Raw genomic sequence first — 26,930 nt, forward strand, 5'->3', positions numbered from 1 at the left:
AATGTTCGGAAAATTGACACTGGATGCAGTGCCCTACCATGAACCGATTATCATGGTTACGGTGGCTGCAATTATCATCGGTGGTGCGGCCTTACTGGCCTTAATCACTTACTTCGGTAAGTGGAGCTACCTGTGGAACGAGTGGCTGACTTCGGTTGACCACAAAAAACTCGGTATCATGTACTGCATCGTCGGTATCGTCATGTTAATTCGTGGCTTTGCGGATGCGATCATGATGCGTAGCCAGCAGGCACTCGCGTCTGCGGGTGAAGCCGGCTTCCTGCCGCCGCACCACTACGATCAGATCTTTACCGCCCACGGCGTTATCATGATCTTCTTCGTGGCGATGCCGCTGGTTATCGGTCTGATGAACGTGGTCGTTCCGCTGCAAATCGGCGCGCGCGACGTTGCGTTCCCGTTCCTGAACAACCTGAGCTTCTGGTTCACGGTTGTCGGCGTAATCCTGGTTAACCTGTCACTGGGTGTGGGCGAATTCGCGCAGACCGGCTGGCTGGCTTACCCGCCGCTGTCAGGAATCGAGTACAGTCCGGGCGTAGGTGTCGACTACTGGATTTGGGCGCTTCAGCTCTCCGGTGTTGGTACAACCCTGACCGGTATCAACTTCTTCGTGACCATTATCAAGATGCGTGCCCCGGGCATGACCATGTTCAAGATGCCGGTATTTACCTGGGCATCGCTGTGCGCCAACATCCTGATTATCGCGTCCTTCCCAATTCTGACCGTCACCATCGCGCTGCTGACCCTGGACCGCTACCTGGGCACCCATTTCTTCACGAATGATATGGGTGGCAACATGATGATGTACATCAACCTGATTTGGGCCTGGGGTCACCCGGAAGTGTACATCCTGGTTCTGCCTGTCTTCGGTGTGTTCTCCGAAATCGCAGCAACCTTCTCGCGTAAGCGTCTGTTTGGTTACACCTCGCTGGTGTGGGCAACCGTCTGTATTACCGTTCTGTCGTTCATCGTTTGGCTGCACCACTTCTTCACCATGGGTGCGGGCGCGAACGTAAACGCCTTCTTCGGTATTACCACCATGATTATCGCCATCCCGACCGGGGTGAAGATCTTCAACTGGCTGTTCACCATGTATCAGGGCCGTATCGTGTTCCACTCAGCCATGCTGTGGACCATCGGCTTCATCGTGACCTTCTCCGTAGGTGGGATGACCGGCGTACTGCTGGCGGTACCAGGTGCTGACTTCGTTCTGCACAACAGTCTGTTCCTGATTGCGCACTTCCATAACGTTATCATCGGTGGCGTGGTCTTCGGCTGCTTCGCTGGCGTAACCTACTGGTGGCCAAAAGCGTTCGGCTTCACGCTGAACGAGAAATGGGGTAAACGCGCGTTCTGGTTCTGGATCATCGGTTTCTTCGTGGCATTTATGCCGCTGTACGTGCTGGGCTTCATGGGTATGACCCGTCGTCTGAGCCAGCAGATTGATCCGCAGTTCCACCCAATGCTGATGGTTGCAGCGGGCGGTGCGGTGCTGATTGCCTGTGGTATCGCGTCTCAGCTGATTCAGTTCTACGTGTCTATTCGCGACCGCGACCAGAACCGTGACCTGACCGGTGACCCATGGGGTGGCCGTACGCTGGAGTGGGCAACCTCTTCTCCACCGCCTTTCTATAACTTTGCCGTTGTGCCGCAGGTTCATGAACGCGACGCATTCTGGGAAATGAAAGAAAAAGGTGAAGCGTACAAGCAACCTGCTCATTACGAAGAGATCCACATGCCGAAAAACAGCGGTGCGGGCATTGTGATTGCCGCTTTCGCAACGGTATTTGGTTTCGCAATGATCTGGCACATCTGGTGGATGGCGATTGTTGGCTTCGCTGGCATCGTAATCAGCTGGATTGTGAAGAGCTTTGACGAGGACGTGGACTACTACGTACCAGTCCGTGAAGTTGAAAAGCTGGAAAATCAGCATTTCGACGAGATTTCTAAAGCGGGGCTGAAAAATGGCAACTGATACTCTGGCGCACTCGACTGCCCACGCGCATGAACATGCGCACCACGATACAGGACCGACCAAAGTCTTCGGTTTCTGGATCTACCTGATGAGCGACTGCATTCTGTTCTGCTGTCTGTTCGCGACCTATGCCGTTCTGGTGAACGGCACAGCGGGCGGCCCGACCGGTAAGGACATCTTTGAACTGCCGTTCGTTCTGGTTGAAACCGCACTGCTGTTATTCAGCTCCATCACCTACGGCATGGCGGCTATCGCCATGTACAAAAACAACAAGAGCCAGGTTGTTTCCTGGCTGGCGTTGACCTGGTTGTTTGGTGCTGGATTTATCGGGATGGAAATCTATGAATTCCATCACCTGATCCTGGAAGGCTTCGGTCCGGATCGCAGTGGCTTCCTGTCAGCGTTCTTCGCGCTGGTCGGTACCCACGGTCTGCACGTGACCTCCGGTCTGATCTGGATGGCAGTACTAATGTTCCAGATCTCCCGTCGCGGCCTGACCAGTACTAACCGTACCCGTATCCTGTGCCTGAGCCTGTTCTGGCACTTCCTGGACGTGGTGTGGATCTGTGTGTTCTCTGTAGTGTATCTGATGGGGGCGATGTAATGAGTCATTCAAACGATCATGGCGCTTCCCACGGTAGCGTAAAAACCTACATGACAGGTTTTATCCTGTCGATCATCCTGACGGTGATCCCGTTCTGGATGGTGATGAGCGGTTCTGCCTCCAAGCCGGTTATTCTGGGTGCAATCCTGGTGACCGCGGTGGTTCAGATTCTGGTGCATCTGGTTTGCTTCCTGCACATGAACACCAAGTCCGATGAAGGCTGGAACATGACGGCCTTCATCTTTACCGTGATTATCATCGCTATCCTGGTAGTCGGTTCCATCTGGATTATGTGGAACCTCAACTACAACATGATGGTTCACTAAGAGCGGCGAGTATGTTTAAGCAATACCTGCAAGTAACGAAACCAGGCATCATCTTTGGCAACCTGATCTCCGTGATCGGAGGGTTCCTGCTGGCCTCTAAAGGCAGCATTGATTACACCCTCTTTATTTACACGCTGGTCGGTGTGTCACTGGTTGTTGCGTCCGGTTGTGTATTTAACAACTACATCGACATGGATATCGACAAGAAGATGGAAAGGACCAAAAATCGGGTGCTGGTGAAAGGCCTGATCGCCCCTTCCGTCTCGCTGGTGTACGCCACCTTGCTGGGTATTGCTGGCTTTATGCTGCTGTGGTTTGGTGCTAACCCGCTGGCCTGCTGGCTGGGGGTGATGGGGTTCGTGGTGTATGTAGGCATTTACAGCCTGTATATGAAACGTCACTCCGTGTACGGCACGCTGATTGGTTCTCTCTCCGGCGCTGCGCCGCCGGTGATTGGCTACTGCGCGGTCACGAACGAGTTCGACAGCGGTGCGGCTATCCTGCTGGCTATCTTTAGCCTGTGGCAGATGCCGCACTCCTATGCCATCGCGATTTTCCGCTTTAAGGATTATCAGGCAGCGAACATCCCGGTTCTGCCGGTCGTGAAAGGCATCTCTGTTGCCAAGAACCACATTACGCTCTACATCATCGCCTTTGCTGTCGCAACGCTGATGCTCTCTCTGGGTGGCTACGCTGGATACAAATATCTGGCGGTAGCGGCTGCAGTGAGCGTCTGGTGGCTCGGTATGGCGCTGCGCGGTTACAAAGTGGAAGATGACAAAGTCTGGGCGCGCAAACTGTTTGTGTTCTCGATTGTCGCCATCACCTCGCTTTCCGTGATGATGTCCGTAGATTTTATGGTGCCAGATTCACACAACCTGCTGACTTACGTCTGGTAAGCCTCAACAGATGAATAAAGGGGTGCTTCGGCACCCTTTTTTTATTCACCAAATCTATTAATAACGCATGTAATATTTGTTAAATAACCCTTTATTTACCCCGCCCCTTCCCCGCACTACACTATGGCCTGCTTTTGAACTGAGGTGGTAATGAACGATTATAAAATGACGCCAGGCGAGCTTCGCGCGACCTGGGGCTTAGGGACTGTCTTCTCGCTACGGATGCTTGGCATGTTTATGGTCCTGCCTGTTCTGACCACATACGGTATGGCCCTGCAGGGCGCCAGCGAGGCGCTGATTGGCCTGGCGATTGGCATTTACGGCCTGGCACAGGCGGTGTTCCAGATCCCGTTTGGCCTGCTCTCTGACCGGGTGGGCCGCAAGCCGCTGATCGTCGGCGGACTGCTGGTCTTTGTTCTCGGCAGCATCATTGCCGCCCTCTCCCACTCCATCTGGGGAATTATTCTTGGCCGCGCCCTGCAGGGTTCCGGCGCAATTGCCGCCGCGGTGATGGCGCTGCTGTCAGACTTAACCCGCGAGCAGAACCGTACCAAAGCGATGGCGTTTATCGGCGTGAGCTTTGGCGTCACCTTTGCAATTGCGATGGTGCTGGGCCCCATTATTACCCATGCACTTGGTCTGCACGCCCTGTTCTGGATGATTGCCGTGCTGGCGACGGTCGGGATTGCCTTAACCTTGTGGGTGGTGCCGGACAGCAAAAACCACGTCCTGAACCGTGAATCAGGGATGGTAAAAGGCTGCTTCAGCAAGGTGATTGTTGAACCCCGCCTGCTCAAGCTCAATTTTGGCATTATGTGTTTGCACATCCTGCTGATGTCGACCTTTGTCGCCCTGCCCGGCCAGCTTGCCGCTGCAGGTTTCCCGGCGGCTGAGCACTGGAAAATTTATCTGGTCACGATGCTGATTTCGTTTGTCTCCGTCGTGCCGTTTATCATCTACGCCGAAGTGAAGCGCAAAATGAAGCGCGTCTTCGTGGGCTGCGTGGCGCTCCTGCTGATTGCCGAGATCGTGCTCTGGGGCGCCGGCCCGCACTTCTGGGAGCTGATCGCCGGCGTGCAACTCTTCTTCCTCGCCTTTAACCTGATGGAAGCGTTGCTCCCGTCGCTGATCAGCAAAGAGTCTCCCGCCGGCTACAAAGGTACGGCAATGGGCATTTACTCCACCAGCCAGTTTCTCGGCGTGGCGATCGGCGGCTCGCTTGGTGGCTGGGTTGACGGGCTGTTTGATTCACAAACCGTATTTCTCGCCGGTGCGCTACTGGCGACGGTCTGGCTGCTGGTCGCCAGCACCATGAAAGAGCCGCGCTACGTGAGCAGCCTGCGGGTAGAAATTCCGGATAACGTGGAGATTAGCGATGCGCTGAAACAGCGTCTCGAAGCCAAAGAGGGGGTGACAGAGGTGCTTATTGTCGCGGAAGAACGCAGCGCTTACGTCAAAATAGACAGTAAAGTGACCAACCGCTTTGAGGTCGAGCAGGCGCTCAGCGCCTGAAAAAATGCCCGGTCAAACCGGGCATTATTGTCTTAATCGCGGAAGTTTTTAAACTGGAACGGTTGTCCCAGATCGCCGCCGCGCACCAGCGCCATCACGGACTGCAGGTCATCGCGTGACTTTCCGGTAACACGGATTTCTTCGCCCTGGATCTGCGCCTGTACCTTCAGCTTGCTGTCTTTGATGAGCTTAACGATCTTCTTCTGCACCGCGCTCTCAATGCCCTGCTTCAGTTTGGCTTCCACAAACCAGGTTTTACCGCTGTGGACAAAGTCTTCCGGCACATCCAGAGACGTCCCTTCAATGCCGCGTTTTAACAGCTTAGCGCGCAGAATGTCGAGCAGCTGGTTCACCTGGAAATCAGACTCGCTCAGCACCTTAATGGTCTTATTTGCATCGTTGAGCTCAAACGACGCCTCTACGCCACGAAAATCGAAACGTGACTCAACTTCGCGGGTTGCGTTCTCAACGCCGTTGCGAACTTCCTGGATATCAACTTCGGAAACAATATCGAAAGATGGCATCTTTTCTTCTCCCTTCACTTTTGTTGCGTTGCATAATACCCGCTACGAGACATAACTCAACAGAAGCTTAGCTGTATAATTAAGCTGTAACACCTGGCGCAGTTGCAGGTGAGGAGGAACAATGAAAATTACAGTGCTCGGATGCGGAGCCCTTGGTCAGCTATGGCTGACTGCGTTGTGCAAGCATGGACATGAGGTTCAGGGCTGGCTGCGCGTGCCCCAGCCCTATTGCAGTGTAAACCTGATTGGTGAAGACGGAAGCATCTTTAACGAATCCCTCACTGCGAACGATCCGGATTTCCTGGCGCAAAGCGACCTTTTACTGGTGACGCTCAAAGCGTGGCAGGTCTCGGACGCGGTCAAAACCCTGGCCGTGCAGCTCCCCCCCACGTCCCCCATCCTGCTGCTGCATAACGGCATGGGGACCCTGGATGAACTGAAAAGCGTCCCGCAGCCCCTGCTGATGGCGACAACCACTCACGCTGCACGCCGCGACGGTAACATTATTGTCCATGTCGCCAGCGGCGTGACGCACATCGGGCCTGCCAGACCGCAGGATGGGGACTACAGTTATCTGGCTGATGTCCTGCAGAAGGTATTACCTGACGTGGCCTGGCATAACCACATTCGTCCTCAACTCTGGCGCAAGCTGGCCGTCAACTGCGTGATTAACCCACTGACGGCGCTGTGGAACTGCCCAAACGGGGAGCTGAAAAATCATCCTGACGAGGTTGCGCTGCTGTGTGCGGAAGTCGCGGCGGTCGTTGAGCGGGAAGGCTTGCATACCTCGGCAGACGATTTACGCTGTTATGTCGAGCAGGTCATTGAGAGTACCGCAGAAAACATCTCCTCGATGTTGCAGGATGTTCGGGCATTACGCCACACAGAGATCGACTACATCACGGGATATCTGCTAAAACGCGCCCGCGCGCACGGCATCGCGGTGCCGGAAAACGCCCGTCTGTATGACCTGGTTAAACGTAAGGAGAGTGAATATGAGCGCGTCAGCACTGATCTGTCTCGCCCCTGGTAGCGAAGAGATGGAAGCGGTCACTACCATTGATTTGATGGTGCGCGGCGGCATTAAGGTCACCACCGCCAGCGTCGCCAGCGATGGTAATCTGGCTATCACCTGCTCGCGCGGGGTGAAGATCCTCGCGGATGCCCCGCTTGTGCAGGTGGCTGACGGGGATTATGACATTATCGTGCTGCCTGGTGGCCTGAAGGGTGCGGAGTGTTTTCGTGACAGCCCGTTGCTGGTCGAGACCGTGCGTCAGTTCCATCTTTCGGGCCGCATCGTTGCCGCCATTTGTGCTGCGGCCGGCACGGTGCTGGTACCCCATGACATCTTCCCCATCGGTAACATGACCGGCTTCCCGGGGCTTAAGGATACGATCCCGGAAGAGCAGTGGGTGGATAAACGCGTGGTCTGGGATCCGCGCGTCAACCTGCTGACCAGCCAGGGGCCAGGCACCGCGATTGATTTTGGCTTAAAGATTATCGACCTGCTGGTCGGGCGCGAAAAAGCGTACGAAGTGGCGTCATCGCTGGTGATGCCGGCGGGGATTTATAATTACTACGAATAGGTGTTCTCCCTCTCCCCGTGGGAGAGGGCCGGGGTGAGGGCATCAGGCCGCACTCCCCGGCGAGAAACTACGGACGATACACCTTCACATTGGCAAAGCCCTGCTCGCGCAGATACAGCGCCTGCAGACGGCTCATCACCCCGCGCTCACACCACAGAAGGTACGTTTTGCTCTGGTCGAGGTCGCCAAACTTCGTGCTCAGCTTGTAGAACGGCAGCGAAACCACTTCCACACCGTCTACCTGCAGCGGCTTGTCATCCTGCTCATCAATAGAGCGGATATCCAGAATCGCATCGTTCGCACCGAAACCGCTCACGGTTTCCACTTCAACCACGTCCTGTTCGGTCTGCTGGGCAATTTCGCGGATATCAATGTTGGACGCTTCCGCCACCACTTTATCCAGAATGCTGAAATCGAAGTTCTCTTCTTCCGCTTCGATCTTCGCCTTCACCGCTTTAACGGTCGGGCTTTTTGAGATCACACCGCAGTATTCCGGCATGGTGCGGGCAAAATCTTCGGTACCAATTTCGCGCGCCAGGTCGATGATGTGCTCTTTGTCGTGGGAAATCAGCGGGCGCAGGATCAGGGTATCAGACACATTGTCGATAAGGCGCAGGTTGGTCAGCGTCTGGCTGGAGACCTGGCCCAGCGCTTCCCCTGTGACCAGCGCCTGCACGCCGTAGCGCTCCGCCACTTTGGATGCCGCACGCACCATCATACGCTTCAGGATGACGCCCATCTGGCCATCGTCCACTTTCTCAAGAATTTCGCCGACCACAGGTTCGAAGTTGATCGCCACAAAACGCACGCGGTGGGAGCTGCCGAAGCGGTTCCACAGATAATGCGCAACCTGACGAACGCCGATTTCGTGCGCCGCACCGCCCAGGTTGAAGAAGCAGTAGTGCACGCGGCAGCCGCGGCGCATCAGCATATAGCTGGAGACGCCGGAGTCGAAGCCGCCGGAGATCAGGGACAGGACATCTTCCTGAGTCCCGATCGGGAAACCGCCAATACCTTCATAGCGCCCTTTCACCAACAGCAGGCGATCGTTTTCGATCTCCAGATTCACGGTCACGTCCGGGTTGGTCAGACGCACGCGCGCAGACTCAACGTGCTGGTTCAGACCGCCGCCGACGTAACGTTCCACTTCAATGGAGCTGAATTCGTGTTTACCGCGACGCTTCACGCGCACGCAGAAGGTTTTGCCTTCAATCTGGTCGCGATACTGAACCAGCGCTTTCTCGAAGATATCGTGTATGTCGCTGAACGGGACATCTTCCACTTCCAGAATATGGTGGATCCCCGGGATACGGGTCAGGGCGTCACGAATGTCCTGACGTTTGTTTTCGTCTTTCGCACGGACTTCAACGTGGTCCCAGTGGCGCACCACGGCGAGGGTTTCGTCGTAGTGCTTTAATACGTTACGAATGTTCCCGGTGAGAATTTTAATAAAGCGCAAACGCACAGATTGGCTTTTGATGGTGATTTCAGGGAACAATTTAATGATAAACTTCATGGCGGCAATGTTTCTTAGGCAAGCGTATTAAGGCTTGTAATGGAAAAGAGTACAGCAGCCCACACCCGTGGCTGCATCCAGGCGCGCAAGTATACCACCATCGCGCCGCTCCTGTGCACATTGCGCGTTATTTGATAATTGCCCTGAGTCCGTTACCATGTCGGGGCTGAGAATATAAGAGTCAATTCACTATGCCGAAGAAGAACGACGCACCGGCCAGTTTCGAAACTGCGCTGAGTGAACTGGAGCAGATTGTCACCCGCCTTGAGAGCGGCGATCTCCCGCTGGAAGAGGCGCTCAACGAATTCGAGCGCGGCGTGCAGCTGGCACGCCAGGGGCAGGTCAAGCTGCAGCAGGCTGAACAGCGCGTACAGATCCTGCTGTCCGACAGCGAAGACGCGAAAACCACGCCTTTTACACCGGACGCCGAGTAAATGGATTTTGCCAACGAGCTTCAGGCGCGTGTCGTGCGCGCCAACGACGCCCTGCGCCGTTTCATTGCGCCCCAGCCTTTTCAGAACACTCCACTGGTTGAAGCCATGCACTATGGCGCACTCTTGGGGGGAAAGCGCCTGCGCCCGTTTCTGGTGTACGCCACAGGCAATATGTTTGGTATCAGCGATAACACGCTGGACGCCCCGGCAGCCGCCGTGGAGTGCATCCATGCCTACTCACTGATCCACGATGATTTACCGGCCATGGATGATGACGATCTGCGTCGGGGTCAACCTACCTGCCACATCAAATTTGGCGAGGCGAATGCCATTCTGGCGGGTGATGCCCTGCAAACGCTGGCATTCTCGATCCTGAGCGATGCACCTATGTCGGAAGTGGCTGACCGCGACCGCCTGGCGATGATCTCCGAACTGGCAATGGCCAGCGGCGTGGCCGGCATGTGCGGCGGACAGGCTCTCGATCTGGACGCGGAGGGACGTCAGGTTAATCTGGAACAGCTGGAGCGTATTCATCGCCATAAAACCGGGGCATTGATTCGTTCAGCCGTACGCCTGGGCGCGCTGAGCGCGGGTGAGCGAGGGCGCAAAGCCCTGCCGATTCTGGACAGATACGCCGAAAGTATCGGTCTGGCATTCCAGGTTCAGGATGACATTCTGGATGTGGTGGGCGATACTGCAACATTGGGAAAACGTCAGGGTGCGGACCAGCAGCTTGGCAAAAGTACCTACCCCGCCCTGCTGGGTCTTGAGCAAGCCCAGCGTAAAGCCCGGGATCTGATAGAGGATGCCCGCCAGTCGCTGAATCTGCTGGCCGCGCAATCACTGGATACTTCGGCACTGGAAGCGCTAGCGGACTATATAATCCAGCGTGATAAATAAACACACTATCTCGATGAGCCTTTGATGAGTTTTGATATTGCCAAATACCCGACACTGGCGTTAGTTGACTCCACCCAGGAGTTACGTCTGTTGCCGAAAGAGAGCCTGCCGAAGCTGTGCGACGAGCTGCGTCGTTACCTGCTCGACAGCGTAAGCCGCTCCAGCGGCCATTTCGCCTCCGGGCTTGGCACGGTTGAGCTGACCGTGGCGCTTCACTATGTCTATAACACGCCGTTCGATCAGCTTATCTGGGACGTGGGTCACCAGGCCTATCCGCACAAAATTCTGACCGGACGTCGCGATAAGATTGGCACCATTCGTCAGAAAGGGGGCCTGCATCCGTTCCCGTGGCGCGGTGAGAGCGAGTATGACGTACTGAGCGTCGGTCACTCCTCCACCTCCATTTCAGCGGGCATCGGGATTGCCGTGGCCGCTGAAAAAGAGAACAAGCAGCGCCGCACCGTCTGCGTGATCGGCGACGGCGCCATCACCGCCGGGATGGCCTTTGAGGCCATGAACCACGCGGGCGACATCAAGCCGGACATGCTGGTGATTCTGAACGACAACGAAATGTCGATTTCCGAAAACGTCGGCGCGCTGAACAACCATCTGGCACAGCTGCTCTCCGGCAAGCTTTACTCAACGCTGCGTGAAGGCGGCAAGAAAGTCTTCTCCGGCGTACCGCCGATCAAAGAGCTGCTCAAACGTACCGAAGAGCACATCAAAGGCATGGTCGTGCCAGGCACGCTGTTTGAAGAGCTGGGCTTTAACTATATTGGTCCTGTTGATGGTCATGACGTGCTGGGGCTGGTGTCCACGCTCAAAAACATGCGCGACCTGAAAGGCCCGCAGTTCCTGCATATCATGACCAAGAAAGGGCGTGGTTACGAACCGGCGGAAAAAGATCCGATCACCTTCCACGCGGTACCGAAATTTGACCCGTCCAGCGGCTGTCTGCCGAAAAGCAGCGGCGGTATGCCGAGCTATTCAAAAATCTTCGGCGACTGGCTGTGCGAAACCGCCGCGAAAGACAATAAGCTGATGGCGATCACCCCGGCCATGCGTGAAGGTTCCGGCATGGTGGAGTTCTCTAAAAAATACCCTGACCAGTACTTTGACGTGGCCATTGCCGAGCAGCATGCGGTCACCTTTGCGGCGGGTCTGGCGATTGGCGGCTACAAACCGGTTGTCGCGATCTACTCCACCTTCCTGCAGCGCGCTTACGATCAGGTTATTCATGACGTGGCGATTCAGAAACTGCCGGTACTGTTTGCAATCGATCGTGCCGGCATCGTCGGCGCTGATGGCCAGACGCACCAGGGCGCATTTGATCTCTCCTTCCTGCGCTGCATCCCGGAGATGGTGATCATGACGCCAAGCGACGAGAACGAATGTCGTCAGATGCTGTTTACCGGCTACCACTATCAGGACGGGCCGAGTGCGGTTCGCTACCCGCGCGGTAATGCGGTGGGCGTTGAGCTGCAGCCGCTGGAGAAACTGGCGATCGGTAAAGGACTGGTAAAACGTCGTGGCGAGAAAGTGGCGATCCTGAACTTCGGCACGCTGATGCCAGAGGCCGCAAAGGTGGCGGAATCGCTGAATGCCACGCTGGTGGATATGCGTTTTGTGAAGCCGCTCGACGAATCCCTGATCCTCAGCATGGCTGAAACGCATGACGTGCTGGTCACCCTGGAAGAAAACGCCATCATGGGTGGCGCAGGCAGCGGCGTGAACGAGGTGCTGATGGCGAACCGTAAAGCCGTTCCGGTGCTCAACCTCGGTCTGCCGGACTACTTCATCCCACAAGGCACTCAGGACGAAGCCCGCGCGGCGATTGGCCTGGATGCTGCCGGTATCGAAGCCAAAATCCGCAGCTGGCTGGCCTGATCCCTCCTCTTTTCCGCTCCTGCTATGCTTAAACGTATTGTTTAAACAGCAGGAGCGGAACCATGCAATACACGACATTAGGAAAAACAGATCTCAGGGTTTCCCGACTTTGTCTGGGATGCATGACCTTTGGTGAGCCCGACCGGGGGAACCACGCCTGGACGCTGCCGGAAGAGAGCAGCCGTCCGATTATCAAACGCGCCATTGAGGGCGGCATTAACTTCTTTGACACCGCTAACAGCTACTCCGACGGCAGCAGTGAGGAGATTGTTGGCCGTGCCCTGCGTGATTTTGCACGCCGGGATGAAATCGTCGTCGCCACCAAGGTGTACTACCCGGTGGGCGATCTGGCGGAAGGCCTTTCTCGCGCCCAGATCCTGCGCTCTATTGATGACAGCCTCAGACGCCTGAACATGGATTACGTTGACCTGCTGCAAATTCACCGTTGGGATTACAACACGCCGATCGAAGAGACGCTTGAAGCGCTCAACGACGTGGTGAAAGCCGGTAAAGCGCGCTACATCGGCGCATCGTCCATGCACGCATCGCAGTTTGCCCAGGCGCTGGATCTCCAGGCGCAGCACGGCTGGGCGCGCTTTGTCACCATGCAGGATCACTACAATTTGATCTATCGTGAAGAAGAGCGCGAGATGCTGCCGCTGTGCTACCAGGAGGGAGTAGCGGTCATCCCCTGGAGCCCGCTGGCGCGTGGACGTCTGACCCGTCCGTGGGGGGAAACCACGGCCCGGCTGGTATCCGATGAGGTGGGGAAAAATCTGTACGGCGGAACAGAAGCCAGCGATGCGCTGATTGCCGAACGTTTGGCCGGGATCGCCGACGATACCGGTGCAACCCGCGCCCAGGTGGCCCTGGCGTGGCTTCTGGGAAAGCGTGGTGTCGCGGCCCCCATTATCGGCACGTCCCGGGAAGAGCAGCTGGACGAACTGTTAAATGCGGTGGATATCACGCTCACGCCAGAGCAGATTGCCGAGTTGGAGACGCCGTATCAGCAGCATCCGGTGGTGGGGTATAAATAAGCCCTCTCTTATGTAGGCCGGGTAAGGCGTAGCCTCCACCCGGCAATACAGAGCGCAAAACATCACGCGAAGTGGTCGTACCCTTTCCAGTCCAGCGTCACGGGCGCACCGTCTTTCACAAACTTCAGCCCTTCACTCTCCGGCATAATCTGCCCGATACAGGTAAATTTCGCGCCGAGATGGGCTAACGCCACATCCAGCGTGCCACGGTTGAGTTCCGGAACGGTAAAACACAATTCATAGTCTTCACCACCCGAGAGCGCCCAGCGCAGAGCCTGCTCAGGCTCCACATGGCGAAGCAGCTGCTCTGACTGCGGGAACAGATCCAGATCGATGCGCGCGCCAACGCCGCTGGCTTTCAGAATATGCCCGAGATCTGAGATAAGCCCGTCAGAGAGATCGATAGCCGAGCTTGCCCGCTCGCGCAGCGCCTGACCGTGCAGAATACGCGGCGTCGGGCGCAGATGGCGTTTCACCAGATAGGCCGCATCGTCAGCGTTCTTCACGGTTAAGCGATCCTGAAGAATCGCCAGGCCCGCGGCGCTGTCGCCCGGCGTACCGGTCACGTAGATCCAGTCGCCGGGTTTTGCGCCCGAGCGCTTCAGCGCGCGACCGAGTGGAACATAGCCATGGATCGCCAGCGTCATTGACAGCGGCCCGGCCGTGGTATCACCGCCGATCAGCTGCATATCGTAGTAATTAAGCTGCTCAAACAGCGCATCACTAAAGGCTTCAAGCCAGGCTTCATCCACCTCAGGCAACGTCAGAGCCAGCGTTAACCAGGCGGGATCGGCACCCATCGCCGCCAGATCGCTGACGTTAACCGCCAGTGCTTTATAGGCCAGATCGGCAGGATCGATATCCGGTAAAAAATGACGTCCGCACACTAAGGTGTCGGTGCTGATTGCCAGCGTCTGTTTTTCGGGAACATTGAGAAGTGCGCAGTCATCGCCAATGCCGGTTTCAACATCAAGACGAGAGGTTCTGACACGGTCGAAATAACGGGCAATCAGGGAGAATTCGCCGCATGCCATACGTTATGCCTCAGCAAATAAAAGAAAAAACCGGAGCCGCACTGCCCGTCAGGCAATGCAGGACTCCGGTTTGCGGATCACTTTTTGTGGGGACGGATCGCAGGTGCTGCTTTATCAAGAACGCCGTTTACGAACTTGTGGCTGTCTTCAGCGCCGAAGGTTTTCGCCAGTTCGATCGCTTCGTTGATGGCCACTTTGTACGGCACATCATCACGTTTTGACAGCTCAAACAGCGCAATGCGCAACACTGCTTTTTCAACCTGGCCCAGCTCTTCGAGCAGACGGGACAGGTATGGCTTCATCAGACCATCGAGATACGCGCTATTAGTCGCCACTCCCGACAGCAGTTCACGGAAGTACAGAACGTCAACGTCTTTCACGTCCTGTTCTGACAGGAACTGGTATTCAACATCAGCGATGTCGTTCTGGGACAACTGCCAGGAGTAAAGTGCCTGGACGGCACATTCACGGGCGCGGCGACGAGCAGCAGGTTTCACGGAATTCCCCTTACAAAAAAATCAGGCCTTGATGGCTTTCAATACATTGATCATTTCAAGCGCGGTCAGTGCAGCTTCTGCACCTTTGTTACCGGCTTTGGTGCCAGCACGTTCGATGGCTTGTTCAATACTTTCGGTGGTCAGCACGCCGAACGCGACAGGAATTTCAGCATCCTGTGCAACGTGTGCCAGACCGTTGCTTGCACCGCCCGCAACGTATTCGAAGTGCGCAGTGCCGCCACGAATAACGGTACCCAGCGCAATCACCGCGTCGTATTTACCGGTTTTCGCCAGCGCGCCCGCTGCCAGTGGCAGTTCGTAAGCACCTGGAACCCACACAACGGTAATGTTGTCATCTTTAACCTGGCCGATGCGTTTCAGGGCGTCAACCGCACCTTCCAGCAGGCTGTCGTTGATGAAGTTGTTGAAACGCGCAATGGTGATGGCGACGCGAGCGTCCGGGGTAGCTACAGCAGCTTCAATAATGTTCATACTCTTCCTTTACGGGTTCATTTGGCCCCGCAGGGGGGCGGATTTTATCATAATACTTTGCGCACTGCTTCCCTATTTCGGGAGCAATTACGCTGTCGTTAAGTGGAGGCAGACATCCGGGCCCACCGGACGAATCTCGCTGAATTTCAGTTGTGGTGCATCAGCCAGTTTTTCAAGGCCGGGCAGCACAAACAGGCCACGCGCGTCGCTGCCCAACAGTTTAGGCGCCACGTAAACAATCAGCTCATCCACCAGCCCGGCCTGGAGCAGCGCGCCGGCCAGTGTCGGGCCCGCTTCCACCCAGATGCTGTTCACCTGCTGCTTACCGAGCAGCATCATCAGCACCACGAGATCCAGACGTCCGTTGTGCTCCGGCACCCTGATACTGCGCACGCCTTCCGGCCATTCGCGCGTATCGTCTTTGGTGCGCGCAAACCAGGTTTCACCCGGCTGCTGGACAATGCGGTGCTCTGGCGTCACACGGTTCTGACTATCAATCACAATACGCAGCGGCTGGCGCAGGTTCTCCTGCGGATAGAGCGCCTGGGTATCGGCATTCAATTCGTCCCAGCGCACGGTCAGCGCCGGATCGTCAGCCAGAACGGTTTCACTGCTGGTGAGGATAGCATGGCTTTGCGCACGCAGACGTTGCACATCGCGCCTTGCCTGCGGCGAAGTGACCCACTGGCTTTCACCGTTTGCCATCGCCGTGCGTCCATCCAGCGAGGCGCCCAGCTTAAGCTGAATATACGGGAACCCGGTGCGCATGCGCTTCAGGAAACCTTTATTAAGCGCCTCTGCGTCCTGCATCATCAGGCCGTGACTGACGTCAATCCCTTCCTGCTGCAGGCGATACAGACCCCGTCCCGCCACCTGCGGATTCGGGTCCTGCATTGAGGCGACCACGCGTGCAACACCTGCGGCAATCAGCGCGTCGCAGCACGGCGGCGTACGCCCGTGATGGCTGCAGGGCTCTAGCGTAACGTAGGCTGTGGCGCCGCGCGCCTTCTCGCCGGCCATGCGCAGGGCATGAACCTCAGCATGGGGCTCACCCGCGCGGTAGTGAAAACCTTCCCCCACGATCTCGCCATCGTTAACGATAACGCACCCGACATTCGGGTTAGGGTGGGTGGTAAAACGACCGCGCTGCGCCAGTTTCATGGCGCGCGCCATGTACATCTCATCCTGCATGGACTTAATCCTGTAAGCGGGCGATCTCTTCGCCAAACTCTTTGATATCTTCGAAACTGCGATAAACAGAGGCGAAGCGGATATAGGCGACCTTATCGAGCTTTTTCAGCTGTTCCATCACCAAATTGCCGATCATCTTGCTGGGCACTTCACGCTCGCCCAAACCACGAAGGTAAGATTTTATGTGGTTTAACGCCATTTCAACGTCATCCGCACTGACGGGCCGTTTTTCCAGGGCCTTCAGCATCCCGCTACGCAATTTCTCTTCGTTGAAGGGTTCACGCACGTCGTTAGTTTTTACCACGCGCGGCATGACCAGCTCTGCCACCTCAAAGGTCGTGAAACGCTCGTTACACACCAGACACTGCCGACGACGGCGTACGGATGATCCTTCGCCCACAAGACGAGAGTCGATGACTTTGGTATCCACAGCGGAGCAAAATGGGCAATGCATACGGTATCCCTGTTATCTGGTTAACTGATTTTCATTTTACCCTGATCTGGCCTGACAACAAAGGAAGAGCTTTTTGAGATAAAGGATCTATGTCTGACGCCACAATGCTGGCTACCATTAGGGCGATCCGTTATTTCAAGGAAATAAACGCAATGACAAGACGTTACCTGAAAATATTGCTGGTGGGGAGCCTCTTCACCCTTAGCGCCTGTGCACAGCAAACCGAAGTCCGTCAGATGAAACAGAGCGTGAATACGCTTAATAACGCGATGGACAAACTGAACAAAGAAACGGTGAAGATCACCCAGCAAAATGCGCTGAACGCCAAATCCAGCAGCGGGGTTTATCTGCTGCCGGGCGCGAATACCCCTGCGCGACTTAACAGCCAGGTTGGCACGCTAAAAATGTCTCTGGTGAATGTGGCGGCGAATGCAAATGGTACTCGCGCAACATTACGCATCCAGGGAGAATCCAACGATCCGCTGCCGGCCTTCAGCGGCACCGTCGAGTGGGGCCAGATCCAGGGCACCACGGAGAACTACCAGGAAGTGAATGTCAGAAATCAGCTTTTCACTGCACCCGCCAGCGTGCTGGCTCCGAGCGATGTTGACATTCCGCTGCAGCTCACCGGACTGACCCCGGATCAGTTAGGTTTTATCCGCATTCACGATATCCAACCCGCCGCGCAATAACCCCTTCTTTTCGCGGAGTGCAATGTCACTCCGCTAACATTTACATTTCGTATGGATTGGCAACATAAATGATTGCCGCTACAATCCCGCCCGTTTAAAGTACGCAAACGTGAACGCAATCGATTACGTGTATGAGAGATATGTGAAACAACACATATTTTTGTGAGCAGGGATTCCTATAATAGGCACCGCAGAAACACGAAATATTTAGAAACGCAATTCGCGCATTTTTCACTCCCGGAAGGGAATTTCAATCAGTGGCATGATTATGAAAAAAACATTACTCGCAGCTGGCGCCGTGCTGGCACTGTCCTCTTCTTTCACTGTTAACGCAGCGGAAAACGATAAACCACAATACCTCTCCGACTGGTGGCACCAGAGCGTTAACGTGGTCGGCAGCTACCACACCCGCTTCGGACCACAGATCCGTAACGATACCTACCTGGAATACGAAGCATTCGCCAAAAAAGACTGGTTTGATTTCTACGGTTATATGGATGCACCTGTCTTCTTCGGTGGTAACACCGACGCTAAAGGTATCTGGAACCACGGTTCCCCACTGTTCATGGAGATCGAACCGCGCTTCTCTATTGATAAGCTGACCGGTACCAGCCTGGCGTTTGGTCCGTTCAAAGAGTGGTATTTCGCAAACAACTATATTTACGACATGGGCCGTAACAAGTCCGGTCGCCAGAGCACCTGGTACATGGGTCTGGGTACGGACATCGACACCGGTCTGCCAATGAGCCTGTCTCTGAACGTGTACGCGAAATATCAGTGGCAGAACTACGGTGCCGCGAACGAAAACGAGTGGGATGGCTACCGTTTCAAAGTGAAATACTTTGTGCCAATTACTCAGCTGTGGGGCGGCAACCTGAGCTATATCGGCTTCACCAACTTTGACTGGGGTTCAGATCTGGGCGACAACGACTTCCGCGACCTGAACGGTAAGAAAGCGCGCACCAACGACTCCATCGCGTCCAGCCACATCCTGGCGCTGAACTACGATCACTGGCACTACTCTGTTGTGGCACGTTACTGGCACAACGGTGGTCAGTGGAACGACGACGCCAGCCTGAACTTCGGCAACGGCGACTTCAGCGTTCGTTCTACCGGTTGGGGTGGTTACCTGGTGGTGGGTTACAACTTCTAATCGTATGATTGTTGCCGGGTGGCGGCTACGCCTTACCCGGCCTACAAAACCTGTAGGCCCGTGCAAGCGCAGCGCCGCCGGGCAAAAAAGCCAGCTCAAGGGCTGGCTTATTACTGCTTCACCTTCCGTAAAAAATCCGCCAACGACCTGTCCGCACTCTCGCTAAAGCGCCTCTCCGTCTGCGCAATATTGAGACATCTGTCGAGCCGAAAACAGCGATAGTCCTCGCGCCGTTCGCACCACGCTGCCAGCAGCCAGCGCTCGCCCCAAAAGAACAACCCCAGCGGCTGAACCTCGCGTTTAGAGAGCTGTCCGGCTTCATCACGGTAATGCAACGCCAGCACGCGCTGGGCGGAAATCGCCTGATGGATCCTGTCAAAATCGCTACGGGAGTGGCTTTGCATGCAAAAATCCGGGGCGTAGATCCGCGTCTGCTCCGCCTTTCGACGACTCTCCTCGGGCAGGATCGCGAGCACTTTCTCCTGAGCCGACTCCAGCTCGCGCGAGAGCGACTCCCCGCCCCAGGTTTTGAGCAGGCGAATCGCGACAATCAACGCCTCAGACTCCTTGTTTGTCAGCATCAGCGGCGGCAGGTCAAAACCCGACATCAGCCGGTATCCGCTCCCTGCCTCGCCTTCCACCGGCACGCCGGAAAGCGACAGGTCGCGAATATCGCGGTAGACGGTGCGTTCGGACACGCCAAGTCGGTCCGCCAGATGCGCTGCCGTTGTCAGACGCCTGCCCCGCAGGATCTGCACTATCTGGAACAAACGGTCAGCGCGTCGGGTCATAGGTTCGTTAACTCTCAGGCAGGTTGATGGAGGCCGACGCGATTACCTTCGCTGTCGGTAAACAACGCGATAGTGCCAATACCATGCGGCAGTTCCAGTGGGCCAAACACGCACTCGCCGCCAGCAGAGGCAACGCGATCGAGCGTGGCCGCCAGATTGTCGGTATGCAGATAGATAATAGCGCCTTCATGGGACGGTACAATGCCCTCAAATTTTGCCAGCGCCCCGCCGGTAGCCGGATCCTCATGGGGGAAAACGGCCAGTTCAGCACAGTCCATTTTCTCGCGTTTTAATGACACCTGCATCACGGGCTCATAAAAACTCATCGCGCGATCCATATCCGTGACCGGGATTTCAAACCAGTTAATCACACTTTTCATACATCCTCCTGACGGTTGTTTGGGTTCGAAAAGAGTCTACGACAGGGCTCCTGACAGCATACTGTCAGGAGTGTTTGTCAGGAGCAGATAAAAAAAATCCCGGTCAACAGACCGGGATTTCGATAACGCGCTAAACGTCGGCTTACGGCAGAATGGACGGCTGATCCGCCCCTTCCTTCTCGACTTTCTGCTGGAGCAGGTGCTCGCGCTTCATGCCGAGTTTCAGCGCCAGTGCGGACGCAACGTAGATAGACGACGCCGTACCGATGGTGACACCAATCAGCATGGTCAGCGAGAAGCCTTCCAGTACCGGGCCACCGAACAGGAACAGCATCAGGATCACCATCAGGGTAGTACCGGATGTGATCAAGGTACGGTGCAGCGTCTGGGTCAACGACACGTTAAAGATTTCGTACGGCGTACCGCGACGGATCTTACGGAAGTTTTCACGGATACGGTCAGATACCACGATACTGTCGTTCAGTGAGTAACCGATAACGGACATCAGGGATGCCACAATCGTCAGGTCAATCTCAATGTGGAACAGAGACAGTATCCCCATGGTGATCACCACGTCGTGCGCCAGAGCGATAACCACACCGGCCGCCAGTCGCCACTCAAAGCGGAAACCGACGTAGACCAGGATGGAAATCAGCGCCACCAGCAGCGCCATGGCCCCGGTTTGCGCCAGGTCAGCACCCACGCTTGGGCCGACGAACTCAATACGTTTGACCGCCGCATTCTGGCTGGTTGTTTCGTTAATCACGCTCACAACCTTGCTGCCCAGCTCCTGGCTTCCGTTGGCATCGTGCACCGGCGGCATACGCACCATGATGTCGCGGCTGCTGCCGAAGTTCTGCAGCAGTGGCTCTTCAAAGCCCGCCTTCTGCAGAGACAGGCGCATCTCGTCCATATCGACCGGTTTTTCCAGGGAGATCTCAATGACCGTCCCCCCGGTGAAATCAAGCCCCCAGTTAAAGCCTTTCACGCCCATAATGACGATGGACAGGATCAGCAGGAAACCTGAAATGCCGAAGGCCCAGTAGTCCCAGCGCATAAAGTCCCAGACTTTACGGCCGTGGTTCAATTGTTCAACAGTATATTCCTGTGCCACAACGCACTCCTCAGATAGACAGCTTTTTGACGCGCTTGCCGCCGTACAGCAGGTTCACGATGGCACGGGTGCCGACAATAGCGGTAAACATTGACGTTGCGACACCGATACCGGTTGTAATCGCAAAGCCTTTGATCGCGCCAGTACCCACTGCATACAGGATAAGAACCTTAATCAGTGTTGTTACGTTCGCATCGAAGATGGAGCTGAACGCGCCTTTGTAGCCTTCGTCAATCGCCTGCTGAACAGAGCGACCGTTGCTCAACTCTTCTTTGATACGTTCGTTAATCAGTACGTTGGCGTCGACCGCCACCGCAAGGGTCAGAACGATACCCGCAATCCCCGGCATGGTCAGCGTCGCCCCTGGCAGCAGGGACATAATGCCGATGATCAGCACCAGGTTAGCGATCAGTGCGCTGGTCGCAATCAGACCAAACTTCTTGTAGAAGAAGATCATGAAGAGGATAGAGACCACCAGACCGGCCAGACACGCTTCCAGACCCTGCTGGATGTTTTGCATCCCAAGCGTTGGACCAATGGTACGTTCTTCAACAATCTGAATTGGCGCAATCAGCGCACCGGCACGCAGCAGCAGAGAGAGCTGACGCGCTTCGTTCGGGTTGTTAATACCGGTAATACGGAAGCTGTTACCCAGACGAGACTGGATGTTGGCGATGTTAATCACCTCTTCTTCTTTCACCAGTACCGCACGGCCGTTTGCATCTTTCTTACCGCTGTCTTTGTACTCCACGAACAGGGTCGCCATCGGCTTGCCGATATTGTCCTTGGTGAAGTTAGACATGATGTTACCACCCGCACTATCCAGCGAGATGTTAACCTGCGGCTGGTTGTATTCGTCCTGGCTGGAAGTGGAGTCGGTGATATGGTCACCGGTCAGGATCACGCGTTTGTACAGCACCACCGGCTGACCTTCGCGAGTCTGTTTCACTTCCGAGTCACCCGGAATACGGCCAGAAGAGGCAGCAGACTGGTCAACGTTGGTATTCACCAGACGGAATTCCAGCGTTGCGGTCGCACCCAGAATCTCTTTCGCACGCGCGGTGTCCTGAATACCCGGCAGTTCAACCACGATACGGTCAGCACCCTGACGCTGTACCAGCGGCTCAGCGACGCCCAGCTGGTTTACACGGTTACGCAGAATATTGATGTTCTGCTGAACGGCATATTCACGCGCTTCTTTCAGTCGGGCATCGGTCATCACCGTACGCAGCTGATTACTGCCCTGAGAGGTGATCACCAGGTCACGGTGACGTTGCGTCAGGTAATCTACAGCCTGATCGCGCGCCGCGCTGTCGCGGAACGTGATGCTCATACCGTAGTTATCTTCTTTACGCACGGTGGTGTAAGCGATGCCTTTTTCACGCAGATCGCTGCGCAGGCTATCGATATTTTGTTCCTGCAGTTTGCCAAGCGCGGTATCCATATCCACTTCCATCAGGAAGTGAACGCCGCCACGCAGGTCAAGACCGAGTTTCATTGGCTCAGCGCTCAGCGCAGCCAGCCAACGCGGGGTTGCAGGAGCAAGGTTAAGCGCCACGACGTATTTATCACCCAGCACGCCCATCAGCGCTTCACGAGCGCGGAGCTGCGTGTCGGTGGTGTCGAAGCGAGCAAGAATTGCACCCTCTTCCAGAGCCACAGACTTAGCGGTAATTTTTTCTTCTTGTAACGTTTTCTGGACCTGGATCAGCGTTTGCTCACTGGCGGCGACACCGCGCGCGCCAGTGATTTGAACAGCCGGATCCTCACCATACAGGTTGGGAAGTGCGTACAGCAGGCCGACGAGAATCACGACGACCAGCATGATGTACTTCCACAAAGGATAACGGTTTAACACGGCAGTTCCCTTTGGGAAAAGTTGGGATTACAGCGCCTTCATGGTGCCTTTCGGCAGAACGGCAGCTACGAAGTCACGTTTGATGACCACTTCAGTGGTGTCGTTCAGGGCGATAGCAATGTAGCCGCTTTCAGCCACTTTCGTTACACGACCGACCAGACCACCGTTGGTCAGTACTTCATCGCCTTTCGCGATGGAGTCCATCAGCTTTTTGTGCTCTTTGGTACGCTTCTGCTGTGGGCGCAGGATCATGAAGTAGAAGATCAGACCGAACACAACCAGCATCAGAATCAGAGACATCGGGCTGCCCTGCGCCGGAGCACCTGTTGCCGCTACCGCATCAGAAATAAAAAAGCTCATTCAAATTCCCTCATTATTAATATTAATCAACGTTCAAAGGTGGAACGGTTCGACCCTGACGTTGGTAAAAATCGGTCACGAAGCTCTCTAATTTACCCTCTTCGATAGCCTTGCGTAAACCAGCCATTAAGCGCTGATAATAGCGAAGGTTATGAATGGTATTGAGACGCGCGCCCAAAATCTCATTGCAACGATCGAGATGATGCAGATACGCGCGAGAATAATGGCGACAGGTATAGCAATCGCACTCGGCGTCGAGCGGACTGGTGTCACTTTTATGCTTCGCGTTACGGATTTTCACCACGCCATCGGTAACAAACAGATGACCGTTACGCGCGTTGCGGGTTGGCATGACGCAGTCGAACATATCGATGCCGCGGCGCACGCCTTCAACCAGATCTTCTGGTTTACCCACGCCCATCAGGTAACGGGGTTTATCAGCCGGGATCTGCGGGCAGACATGTTCCAGAATGCGATGCATGTCTTCCTTCGGCTCACCGACAGCCAAACCGCCGACAGCGTAGCCATCAAAACCTATCTCTACCAGACCTTTAACAGAGATATCGCGTAAATCTTCGTAAACGCTGCCCTGGATAATGCCGAACAGTGCATTTTTGTTCTGCAGGGAGTCAAAACGATCGCGGCTACGCTTCGCCCAGCGCAGCGACATCTCCATTGAGCGCTTCGCGTAATCCCAGTCCGCCGGGTACGGCGTACATTCGTCGAAGATCATCACGATGTCAGAGCCGAGATCGTACTGAATCTCCATCGATTTTTCAGGATCGAGGAAAATCGGATCGCCGTTGATCGGGTTACGGAAGTGGACACCCTCTTCGGTGATCTTACGGATATCACCGAGGCTGAAGACCTGGAAGCCGCCGGAGTCGGTCAGGATGGGGCCTTTCCACTGCATGAAATCATGCAGATCGCCGTGGAGCTTCATGATCTCCTGGCCCGGGCGCAGCCACAGGTGGAAAGTATTGCCGAGGATAATCTGCGCGCCAGTGGCTTCCACCTCTTCCGGCGTCATCCCTTTGACGGTGCCGTAGGTGCCCACAGGCATAAACGCGGGGGTTTCCACCACGCCGCGATCAAACACCAGGCGGCCGCGACGCGCGCGGCCATCGGTGGTATCGAGTTCAAATTTCATTTTCTTTCCTCTGTGCCAGAAAAACAGTCCAACACATTATTCCGGTGCCGCGGACTTATTCCCCGACACGCTCATTCAAAGCCAGCGGATTGTACGTGATAAACATCGCGTCCCCGTAGCTAAAAAAGCGATATTTTTGTTCTACCGCAGACTTGTAGGCATTCATTGTATGCTGATAACCCGCAAACGCGGAGACCAGCATAATCAGCGTTGATTCAGGCAGATGGAAGTTGGTCACCAGCGCGTCAATCACTTTGTACTGATAGCCCGGATAGATAAAGATCTGCGTATCGCCAAAGAACGGCTCGATAAGACCGTTTTTCGCCGCCTGCGCGGCACTCTCCAGTGAGCGCACCGAGGTCGTACCGACCGCAACGACACGGCTACCGCGCGCTTTCGCCGCCAGCACCGCATCCACCACATCCTGCGGCACTTCAGCATATTCAGAGTGCATGATGTGATCTTCGATGCTGTCCACGCGCACCGGCTGGAAGGTTCCCGCCCCGACGTGCAGCGTCACAAACGCCATCTCAACCCCTTTCGCGCGCAGTTTTTCCAGCAGGGGTTCATCAAAGTGCAGGCCTGCCGTCGGCGCCGCGACCGCACCGGGCTTCTGGCTGTAGACGGTCTGGTACAACTCGCGGTCGGCCTCTTCGTCCGGACGCTCAATGTACGGCGGCAGCGGCATGTGGCCGATGGCGTTCAGAATGTCGAGCACGGAGCGCTCGTCGTTAAACTCCACTTCGAACAGCGCGTCGTGTCGCGCGGTCATGGTCGCGTTGATGCTTTCATCATCACCCAGCAACAGTTCCGTACCCGGCTTCGGCGCCTTAGACGCGCGAATATGTGCCAGAATACGTTTATCATCGAGCATACGTTCGACCAGCACTTCAATCTTGCCGCCGCTGGCTTTACGGCCAAACAGGCGCGCCGGGATCACGCGGGTGTTGTTAAAGACCAGCAGATCGCCAGGGTTGAGCTTGTCGAGCAAATCGGTGAAAGTACCGTGCGTCAGCTCGCCCGTTGGCCCATCCAGTGACAGCAAACGACAGCTACTGCGCTCAGGCATGGGGTAGTGAGCAATCAGGGATTCAGGTAGTTCAAAGGAGAAATCGGCGACGCGCATGACGTATACTCGTGACTTAAAAACAGGCGGCATAGTCTAGTGCTCACACCCTTTTGCTGCAACAACTAGCCGCCCCGGACAAATAAAACGCATGAATTTTCTCGCTCACCTGCATCTCGCTCACCTCGCTGACAGCTCCCTTTCCGGTAATTTGCTGGCCGATTTCGTGCGCGGCAACCCCGCTGAAAACTATTCCCCTGAGGTGGTCGACGGCATTTTTATGCATCGCCGCATCGACGTTCTGACGGATAACCTGCCGGAAGTGACCGAGGCCAAAGGGTGGTTTCGCCCCGAAACGCGCCGCGTCGCGCCGATCACGCTCGACGTGATGTGGGATCACTTCCTGTCGCGCCACTGGGGACAGCTGTCGCCGGAGATGCCATTGCCGGAGTTTGTACGCTACGCCCATCAGCAGGTGTCGATTATTCTGCCCGACTCGCCGCCGCGCTTTGTGAATCTCAATAACTATCTGTGGTCAGAACGCTGGCTGGAGCGCTACCGCGATATGGACTTCATTCAGAATGTGTTAAACGGCATGGCGAGCCGCCGCCCGCGGCTGGATGCCCTGCGCGACTCCTGGTATGACCTGGATGAACATTACGACGCGCTGGAAACGCGTTTCTGGCAATTTTACCCGCGCATGATGACCCAGGCGAAAAGCAAACAGCTCTGACAGATTTCACATTGATAGGTAAAAGCTGGCGGAACGATTGTTACCACCTCTTTGTCTTATCCCTGAACACTCTCTATACTGGCTCGCGTTGCGTTCCAAATAACCTTAGTATCTACAGGAGAATCATATGGTTCTGGTAACTCGTCCGGCTCCGGATTTTACAGCTGCAGCAGTTCTGGGCAACGGTGAAATCGTTGAAAACTTCAACTTCAAACAGCACACCAACGGTAAAGCGACCGTTCTGTTCTTCTGGCCAATGGACTTCACTTTCGTTTGCCCGTCTGAACTGATCGCGTTCGACAAACGTTATGAAGAATTTCAGAAGCGTGGCGTAGAAGTGGTTGGCGTCTCCTTCGACTCTGAGTTTGTACACAACGCATGGCGTAACACCCCTGTCGACAAAGGCGGCATCGGTGCGGTGAAATACGCAATGGTTGCGGACATCAAACGCGAAATCCAGCAGGCTTACGGTATCGAACATCCGGACGCTGGCGTTGCACTGCGTGGTTCTTTCCTGATCGACGCAAACGGCATCGTGCGTCACCAGGTTGTGAACGATCTGCCGCTGGGTCGTAACATCGACGAAATGCTGCGTATGGTTGACGCGCTGCAGTTCCACGAAGAGCACGGTGAAGTGTGCCCGGCTCAGTGGGAAAAAGGAAAAGAAGGTATGGCTGCTTCTCCAGACGGCGTAGCAAAATACCTGTCCGAGAACGTATCCAGCCTGTAATCGGCACGGTTTACGAG

The 26,930-nt window shown here is 55.6% G+C and carries 29 protein-coding genes; 15 read left to right on the top strand and 14 right to left on the bottom strand.

Features of this window, described 5'->3' with window-relative positions:
- The first annotated feature begins 1 nt into the window (after window position 1).
- The 5 genes from cyoB to C5687_RS00730 all read left to right on the top strand — a co-directional run bounded on the left by cyoB (window position 2) and on the right by C5687_RS00730 (window position 5,334).
- Window positions 2–1,993 carry a cytochrome o ubiquinol oxidase subunit I gene (cyoB, locus tag C5687_RS00710; RefSeq protein ID WP_025756181.1) on the top strand — a complete coding sequence of 664 codons (1,992 nt, stop codon included), beginning with the start codon at window positions 2–4 and terminating at the stop codon, window positions 1,991–1,993.
- Window positions 1,983–2,597: a cytochrome o ubiquinol oxidase subunit III gene (locus C5687_RS00715; RefSeq protein WP_025756182.1), complete on the top strand. Its 615-nt coding sequence runs from the start codon at window positions 1,983–1,985 to the stop codon at window positions 2,595–2,597. Before cyoB ends, C5687_RS00715 begins: the two co-directional genes overlap by 11 nt.
- Window positions 2,597–2,923 (top strand): cytochrome o ubiquinol oxidase subunit IV, encoded by a 327-nt coding sequence (locus C5687_RS00720; protein ID WP_025756183.1) that lies wholly within the window; start codon window positions 2,597–2,599, stop codon window positions 2,921–2,923. Before C5687_RS00715 ends, C5687_RS00720 begins: the two co-directional genes overlap by 1 nt.
- Before the next feature lie 11 nt (window positions 2,924–2,934).
- A complete protein-coding gene (gene cyoE / locus C5687_RS00725; RefSeq protein ID WP_025756184.1) occupies window positions 2,935–3,822 on the top strand; it encodes a heme o synthase in 888 nt (295 codons plus the stop codon).
- A 150-nt stretch (window positions 3,823–3,972) separates the two neighbouring features.
- Entirely contained in the window at window positions 3,973–5,334 is a 1,362-nt protein-coding gene (locus C5687_RS00730) for an MFS transporter (RefSeq protein WP_047957878.1), read from the top strand.
- A gap of 32 nt (window positions 5,335–5,366) precedes the next feature.
- Here C5687_RS00730 and C5687_RS00735 read toward each other — a convergent pair whose 3' ends face one another.
- Window positions 5,367–5,858, bottom strand: coding sequence for a YajQ family cyclic di-GMP-binding protein (locus tag C5687_RS00735; protein WP_025756186.1), 492 nt, complete (start codon window positions 5,856–5,858; stop codon window positions 5,367–5,369).
- A 121-nt stretch (window positions 5,859–5,979) separates the two neighbouring features.
- Between C5687_RS00735 and panE the strand changes: the two genes are divergently transcribed.
- Both panE and yajL read left to right on the top strand, forming a co-directional pair.
- Window positions 5,980–6,891, top strand: coding sequence for a 2-dehydropantoate 2-reductase (gene panE / locus C5687_RS00740; protein ID WP_095451581.1), 912 nt, complete (start codon window positions 5,980–5,982; stop codon window positions 6,889–6,891).
- Window positions 6,854–7,444 carry a protein deglycase YajL gene (gene yajL / locus C5687_RS00745; RefSeq protein ID WP_095441155.1) on the top strand — a complete coding sequence of 197 codons (591 nt, stop codon included), beginning with the start codon at window positions 6,854–6,856 and terminating at the stop codon, window positions 7,442–7,444. The genes panE and yajL overlap by 38 nt, the downstream gene beginning before the upstream one ends.
- Window positions 7,445–7,511: 67 nt before the next feature.
- Here the strand turns inward: yajL and thiI are convergent, their stop codons facing one another.
- The gene (gene thiI, locus C5687_RS00750) at window positions 7,512–8,960 is read right to left on the bottom strand and encodes a tRNA uracil 4-sulfurtransferase ThiI (protein WP_095449291.1); all 1,449 of its coding nucleotides are present in this window, start codon (window positions 8,958–8,960) and stop codon (window positions 7,512–7,514) included.
- 191 nt (window positions 8,961–9,151) lie between these two features.
- Between thiI and xseB the strand changes: the two genes are divergently transcribed.
- The 4 genes from xseB to C5687_RS00770 all read left to right on the top strand — a co-directional run bounded on the left by xseB (window position 9,152) and on the right by C5687_RS00770 (window position 13,218).
- Window positions 9,152–9,394 carry an exodeoxyribonuclease VII small subunit gene (gene xseB / locus C5687_RS00755; RefSeq protein WP_008503331.1) on the top strand — a complete coding sequence of 81 codons (243 nt, stop codon included), beginning with the start codon at window positions 9,152–9,154 and terminating at the stop codon, window positions 9,392–9,394.
- Entirely contained in the window at window positions 9,395–10,294 is a 900-nt protein-coding gene (ispA, locus tag C5687_RS00760; RefSeq protein ID WP_104556236.1) for a (2E,6E)-farnesyl diphosphate synthase, read from the top strand.
- 24 nt (window positions 10,295–10,318) lie between these two features.
- Window positions 10,319–12,181 (top strand): 1-deoxy-D-xylulose-5-phosphate synthase, encoded by a 1,863-nt coding sequence (gene dxs / locus C5687_RS00765; protein ID WP_025756192.1) that lies wholly within the window; start codon window positions 10,319–10,321, stop codon window positions 12,179–12,181.
- A 62-nt stretch (window positions 12,182–12,243) separates the two neighbouring features.
- Window positions 12,244–13,218 carry an aldo/keto reductase gene (locus C5687_RS00770; RefSeq protein ID WP_047957875.1) on the top strand — a complete coding sequence of 325 codons (975 nt, stop codon included), beginning with the start codon at window positions 12,244–12,246 and terminating at the stop codon, window positions 13,216–13,218.
- 62 nt (window positions 13,219–13,280) lie between these two features.
- On the opposite strand, the gene thiL is transcribed toward C5687_RS00770, so the two are convergent.
- The 5 genes from thiL to nrdR all read right to left on the bottom strand — a co-directional run bounded on the left by thiL (window position 13,281) and on the right by nrdR (window position 16,886).
- Window positions 13,281–14,252, bottom strand: a complete 972-nt coding sequence (thiL, locus tag C5687_RS00775) for a thiamine-phosphate kinase (protein WP_104556237.1) — start codon at window positions 14,250–14,252, stop codon at window positions 13,281–13,283.
- Between the two features lie 77 nt (window positions 14,253–14,329).
- A complete protein-coding gene (gene nusB / locus C5687_RS00780) occupies window positions 14,330–14,749 on the bottom strand; it encodes a transcription antitermination factor NusB (protein WP_006809908.1) in 420 nt (139 codons plus the stop codon).
- Window positions 14,750–14,770: 21 nt separating this feature from the next.
- The gene (gene ribH, locus C5687_RS00785) at window positions 14,771–15,241 is read right to left on the bottom strand and encodes a 6,7-dimethyl-8-ribityllumazine synthase (protein ID WP_003859098.1); all 471 of its coding nucleotides are present in this window, start codon (window positions 15,239–15,241) and stop codon (window positions 14,771–14,773) included.
- An 87-nt stretch (window positions 15,242–15,328) separates the two neighbouring features.
- The gene (ribD, locus tag C5687_RS00790) at window positions 15,329–16,432 is read right to left on the bottom strand and encodes a bifunctional diaminohydroxyphosphoribosylaminopyrimidine deaminase/5-amino-6-(5-phosphoribosylamino)uracil reductase RibD (RefSeq protein WP_047957873.1); all 1,104 of its coding nucleotides are present in this window, start codon (window positions 16,430–16,432) and stop codon (window positions 15,329–15,331) included.
- 4 nt (window positions 16,433–16,436) lie between these two features.
- Window positions 16,437–16,886, bottom strand: coding sequence for a transcriptional regulator NrdR (gene nrdR / locus C5687_RS00795; RefSeq protein ID WP_025756196.1), 450 nt, complete (start codon window positions 16,884–16,886; stop codon window positions 16,437–16,439).
- Between the two features lie 152 nt (window positions 16,887–17,038).
- Between nrdR and C5687_RS00800 the strand changes: the two genes are divergently transcribed.
- Together C5687_RS00800 and C5687_RS00805 are read left to right on the top strand one after the other, a co-directional pair.
- Entirely contained in the window at window positions 17,039–17,578 is a 540-nt protein-coding gene (locus tag C5687_RS00800) for a SadB/YajI family lipoprotein (RefSeq protein ID WP_104556238.1), read from the top strand.
- A 268-nt stretch (window positions 17,579–17,846) separates the two neighbouring features.
- The gene (locus C5687_RS00805; protein ID WP_025756198.1) at window positions 17,847–18,731 is read left to right on the top strand and encodes a nucleoside-specific channel-forming protein Tsx; all 885 of its coding nucleotides are present in this window, start codon (window positions 17,847–17,849) and stop codon (window positions 18,729–18,731) included.
- Between the two features lie 110 nt (window positions 18,732–18,841).
- On the opposite strand, the gene C5687_RS00810 is transcribed toward C5687_RS00805, so the two are convergent.
- The 7 genes from C5687_RS00810 to queA form a co-directional block, all read right to left on the bottom strand.
- Window positions 18,842–19,522 carry a helix-turn-helix transcriptional regulator gene (locus C5687_RS00810; protein WP_025756199.1) on the bottom strand — a complete coding sequence of 227 codons (681 nt, stop codon included), beginning with the start codon at window positions 19,520–19,522 and terminating at the stop codon, window positions 18,842–18,844.
- 14 nt (window positions 19,523–19,536) lie between these two features.
- Window positions 19,537–19,902: a VOC family protein gene (locus C5687_RS00815; RefSeq protein WP_094918602.1), complete on the bottom strand. Its 366-nt coding sequence runs from the start codon at window positions 19,900–19,902 to the stop codon at window positions 19,537–19,539.
- A 142-nt stretch (window positions 19,903–20,044) separates the two neighbouring features.
- Complete coding sequence (gene secF / locus C5687_RS00820) at window positions 20,045–21,016, bottom strand: protein translocase subunit SecF (RefSeq protein WP_047957871.1); 972 nt, start codon at window positions 21,014–21,016, stop codon at window positions 20,045–20,047.
- A 10-nt stretch (window positions 21,017–21,026) separates the two neighbouring features.
- Window positions 21,027–22,874, bottom strand: coding sequence for a protein translocase subunit SecD (secD, locus tag C5687_RS00825; protein WP_104556239.1), 1,848 nt, complete (start codon window positions 22,872–22,874; stop codon window positions 21,027–21,029).
- A gap of 27 nt (window positions 22,875–22,901) precedes the next feature.
- The gene (gene yajC, locus C5687_RS00830; RefSeq protein ID WP_000007630.1) at window positions 22,902–23,234 is read right to left on the bottom strand and encodes a preprotein translocase subunit YajC; all 333 of its coding nucleotides are present in this window, start codon (window positions 23,232–23,234) and stop codon (window positions 22,902–22,904) included.
- A 22-nt stretch (window positions 23,235–23,256) separates the two neighbouring features.
- On the bottom strand, window positions 23,257–24,384 hold the full coding sequence (gene tgt / locus C5687_RS00835; RefSeq protein ID WP_025756203.1) for a tRNA guanosine(34) transglycosylase Tgt: 1,128 nt from the start codon (window positions 24,382–24,384) through the stop codon (window positions 23,257–23,259).
- Between the two features lie 55 nt (window positions 24,385–24,439).
- Window positions 24,440–25,510: a tRNA preQ1(34) S-adenosylmethionine ribosyltransferase-isomerase QueA gene (gene queA, locus C5687_RS00840; protein WP_104556240.1), complete on the bottom strand. Its 1,071-nt coding sequence runs from the start codon at window positions 25,508–25,510 to the stop codon at window positions 24,440–24,442.
- Between the two features lie 91 nt (window positions 25,511–25,601).
- Between queA and acpH the strand changes: the two genes are divergently transcribed.
- Together acpH and C5687_RS00850 are read left to right on the top strand one after the other, a co-directional pair.
- Window positions 25,602–26,183, top strand: a complete 582-nt coding sequence (acpH, locus tag C5687_RS00845; RefSeq protein WP_095441159.1) for an ACP phosphodiesterase — start codon at window positions 25,602–25,604, stop codon at window positions 26,181–26,183.
- A gap of 127 nt (window positions 26,184–26,310) precedes the next feature.
- Complete coding sequence (locus C5687_RS00850; RefSeq protein WP_008503347.1) at window positions 26,311–26,913, top strand: peroxiredoxin; 603 nt, start codon at window positions 26,311–26,313, stop codon at window positions 26,911–26,913.
- The last annotated feature ends 17 nt before the right edge of the window (window positions 26,914–26,930 follow it).

Origin of the sequence: Enterobacter sichuanensis, from assembly GCF_002939185.1 — a bacterium.
Lineage (GTDB): Bacteria > Pseudomonadota > Gammaproteobacteria > Enterobacterales > Enterobacteriaceae > Enterobacter > Enterobacter sichuanensis.

Bases quoted from the DNA above. Each gene is read 5' to 3' on its own strand.
- C5687_RS00800 (WP_104556238.1), top strand. From the start codon at position 17,039: ATGACAAGACGTTACCTGAAAATATTGCTGGTGGGGAGCCTCTTCACC.
- thiI (WP_095449291.1), bottom strand. From the start codon at position 8,960: ATGAAGTTTATCATTAAATTGTTCCCTGAAATCACCATCAAAAGCCAA.
- queA (WP_104556240.1), bottom strand. From the start codon at position 25,510: ATGCGCGTCGCCGATTTCTCCTTTGAACTACCTGAATCCCTGATTGCT.
- C5687_RS00715 (WP_025756182.1), top strand. From the start codon at position 1,983: ATGGCAACTGATACTCTGGCGCACTCGACTGCCCACGCGCATGAACAT.
- tgt (WP_025756203.1), bottom strand. From the start codon at position 24,384: ATGAAATTTGAACTCGATACCACCGATGGCCGCGCGCGTCGCGGCCGC.
- C5687_RS00735 (WP_025756186.1), bottom strand. From the start codon at position 5,858: ATGCCATCTTTCGATATTGTTTCCGAAGTTGATATCCAGGAAGTTCGC.
- C5687_RS00770 (WP_047957875.1), top strand. From the start codon at position 12,244: ATGCAATACACGACATTAGGAAAAACAGATCTCAGGGTTTCCCGACTT.
- dxs (WP_025756192.1), top strand. From the start codon at position 10,319: ATGAGTTTTGATATTGCCAAATACCCGACACTGGCGTTAGTTGACTCC.
- acpH (WP_095441159.1), top strand. From the start codon at position 25,602: ATGAATTTTCTCGCTCACCTGCATCTCGCTCACCTCGCTGACAGCTCC.
- C5687_RS00805 (WP_025756198.1), top strand. From the start codon at position 17,847: ATGAAAAAAACATTACTCGCAGCTGGCGCCGTGCTGGCACTGTCCTCT.
- cyoE (WP_025756184.1), top strand. From the start codon at position 2,935: ATGTTTAAGCAATACCTGCAAGTAACGAAACCAGGCATCATCTTTGGC.
- cyoB (WP_025756181.1), top strand. From the start codon at position 2: ATGTTCGGAAAATTGACACTGGATGCAGTGCCCTACCATGAACCGATT.
- C5687_RS00720 (WP_025756183.1), top strand. From the start codon at position 2,597: ATGAGTCATTCAAACGATCATGGCGCTTCCCACGGTAGCGTAAAAACC.
- yajL (WP_095441155.1), top strand. From the start codon at position 6,854: ATGAGCGCGTCAGCACTGATCTGTCTCGCCCCTGGTAGCGAAGAGATG.
- ispA (WP_104556236.1), top strand. From the start codon at position 9,395: ATGGATTTTGCCAACGAGCTTCAGGCGCGTGTCGTGCGCGCCAACGAC.
- nrdR (WP_025756196.1), bottom strand. From the start codon at position 16,886: ATGCATTGCCCATTTTGCTCCGCTGTGGATACCAAAGTCATCGACTCT.
- panE (WP_095451581.1), top strand. From the start codon at position 5,980: ATGAAAATTACAGTGCTCGGATGCGGAGCCCTTGGTCAGCTATGGCTG.
- yajC (WP_000007630.1), bottom strand. From the start codon at position 23,234: ATGAGCTTTTTTATTTCTGATGCGGTAGCGGCAACAGGTGCTCCGGCG.
- C5687_RS00730 (WP_047957878.1), top strand. From the start codon at position 3,973: ATGAACGATTATAAAATGACGCCAGGCGAGCTTCGCGCGACCTGGGGC.
- ribD (WP_047957873.1), bottom strand. From the start codon at position 16,432: ATGCAGGATGAGATGTACATGGCGCGCGCCATGAAACTGGCGCAGCGC.
- ribH (WP_003859098.1), bottom strand. From the start codon at position 15,241: ATGAACATTATTGAAGCTGCTGTAGCTACCCCGGACGCTCGCGTCGCC.
- xseB (WP_008503331.1), top strand. From the start codon at position 9,152: ATGCCGAAGAAGAACGACGCACCGGCCAGTTTCGAAACTGCGCTGAGT.
- C5687_RS00815 (WP_094918602.1), bottom strand. From the start codon at position 19,902: ATGAAAAGTGTGATTAACTGGTTTGAAATCCCGGTCACGGATATGGAT.
- C5687_RS00850 (WP_008503347.1), top strand. From the start codon at position 26,311: ATGGTTCTGGTAACTCGTCCGGCTCCGGATTTTACAGCTGCAGCAGTT.
- thiL (WP_104556237.1), bottom strand. From the start codon at position 14,252: ATGGCATGCGGCGAATTCTCCCTGATTGCCCGTTATTTCGACCGTGTC.
- C5687_RS00810 (WP_025756199.1), bottom strand. From the start codon at position 19,522: ATGACCCGACGCGCTGACCGTTTGTTCCAGATAGTGCAGATCCTGCGG.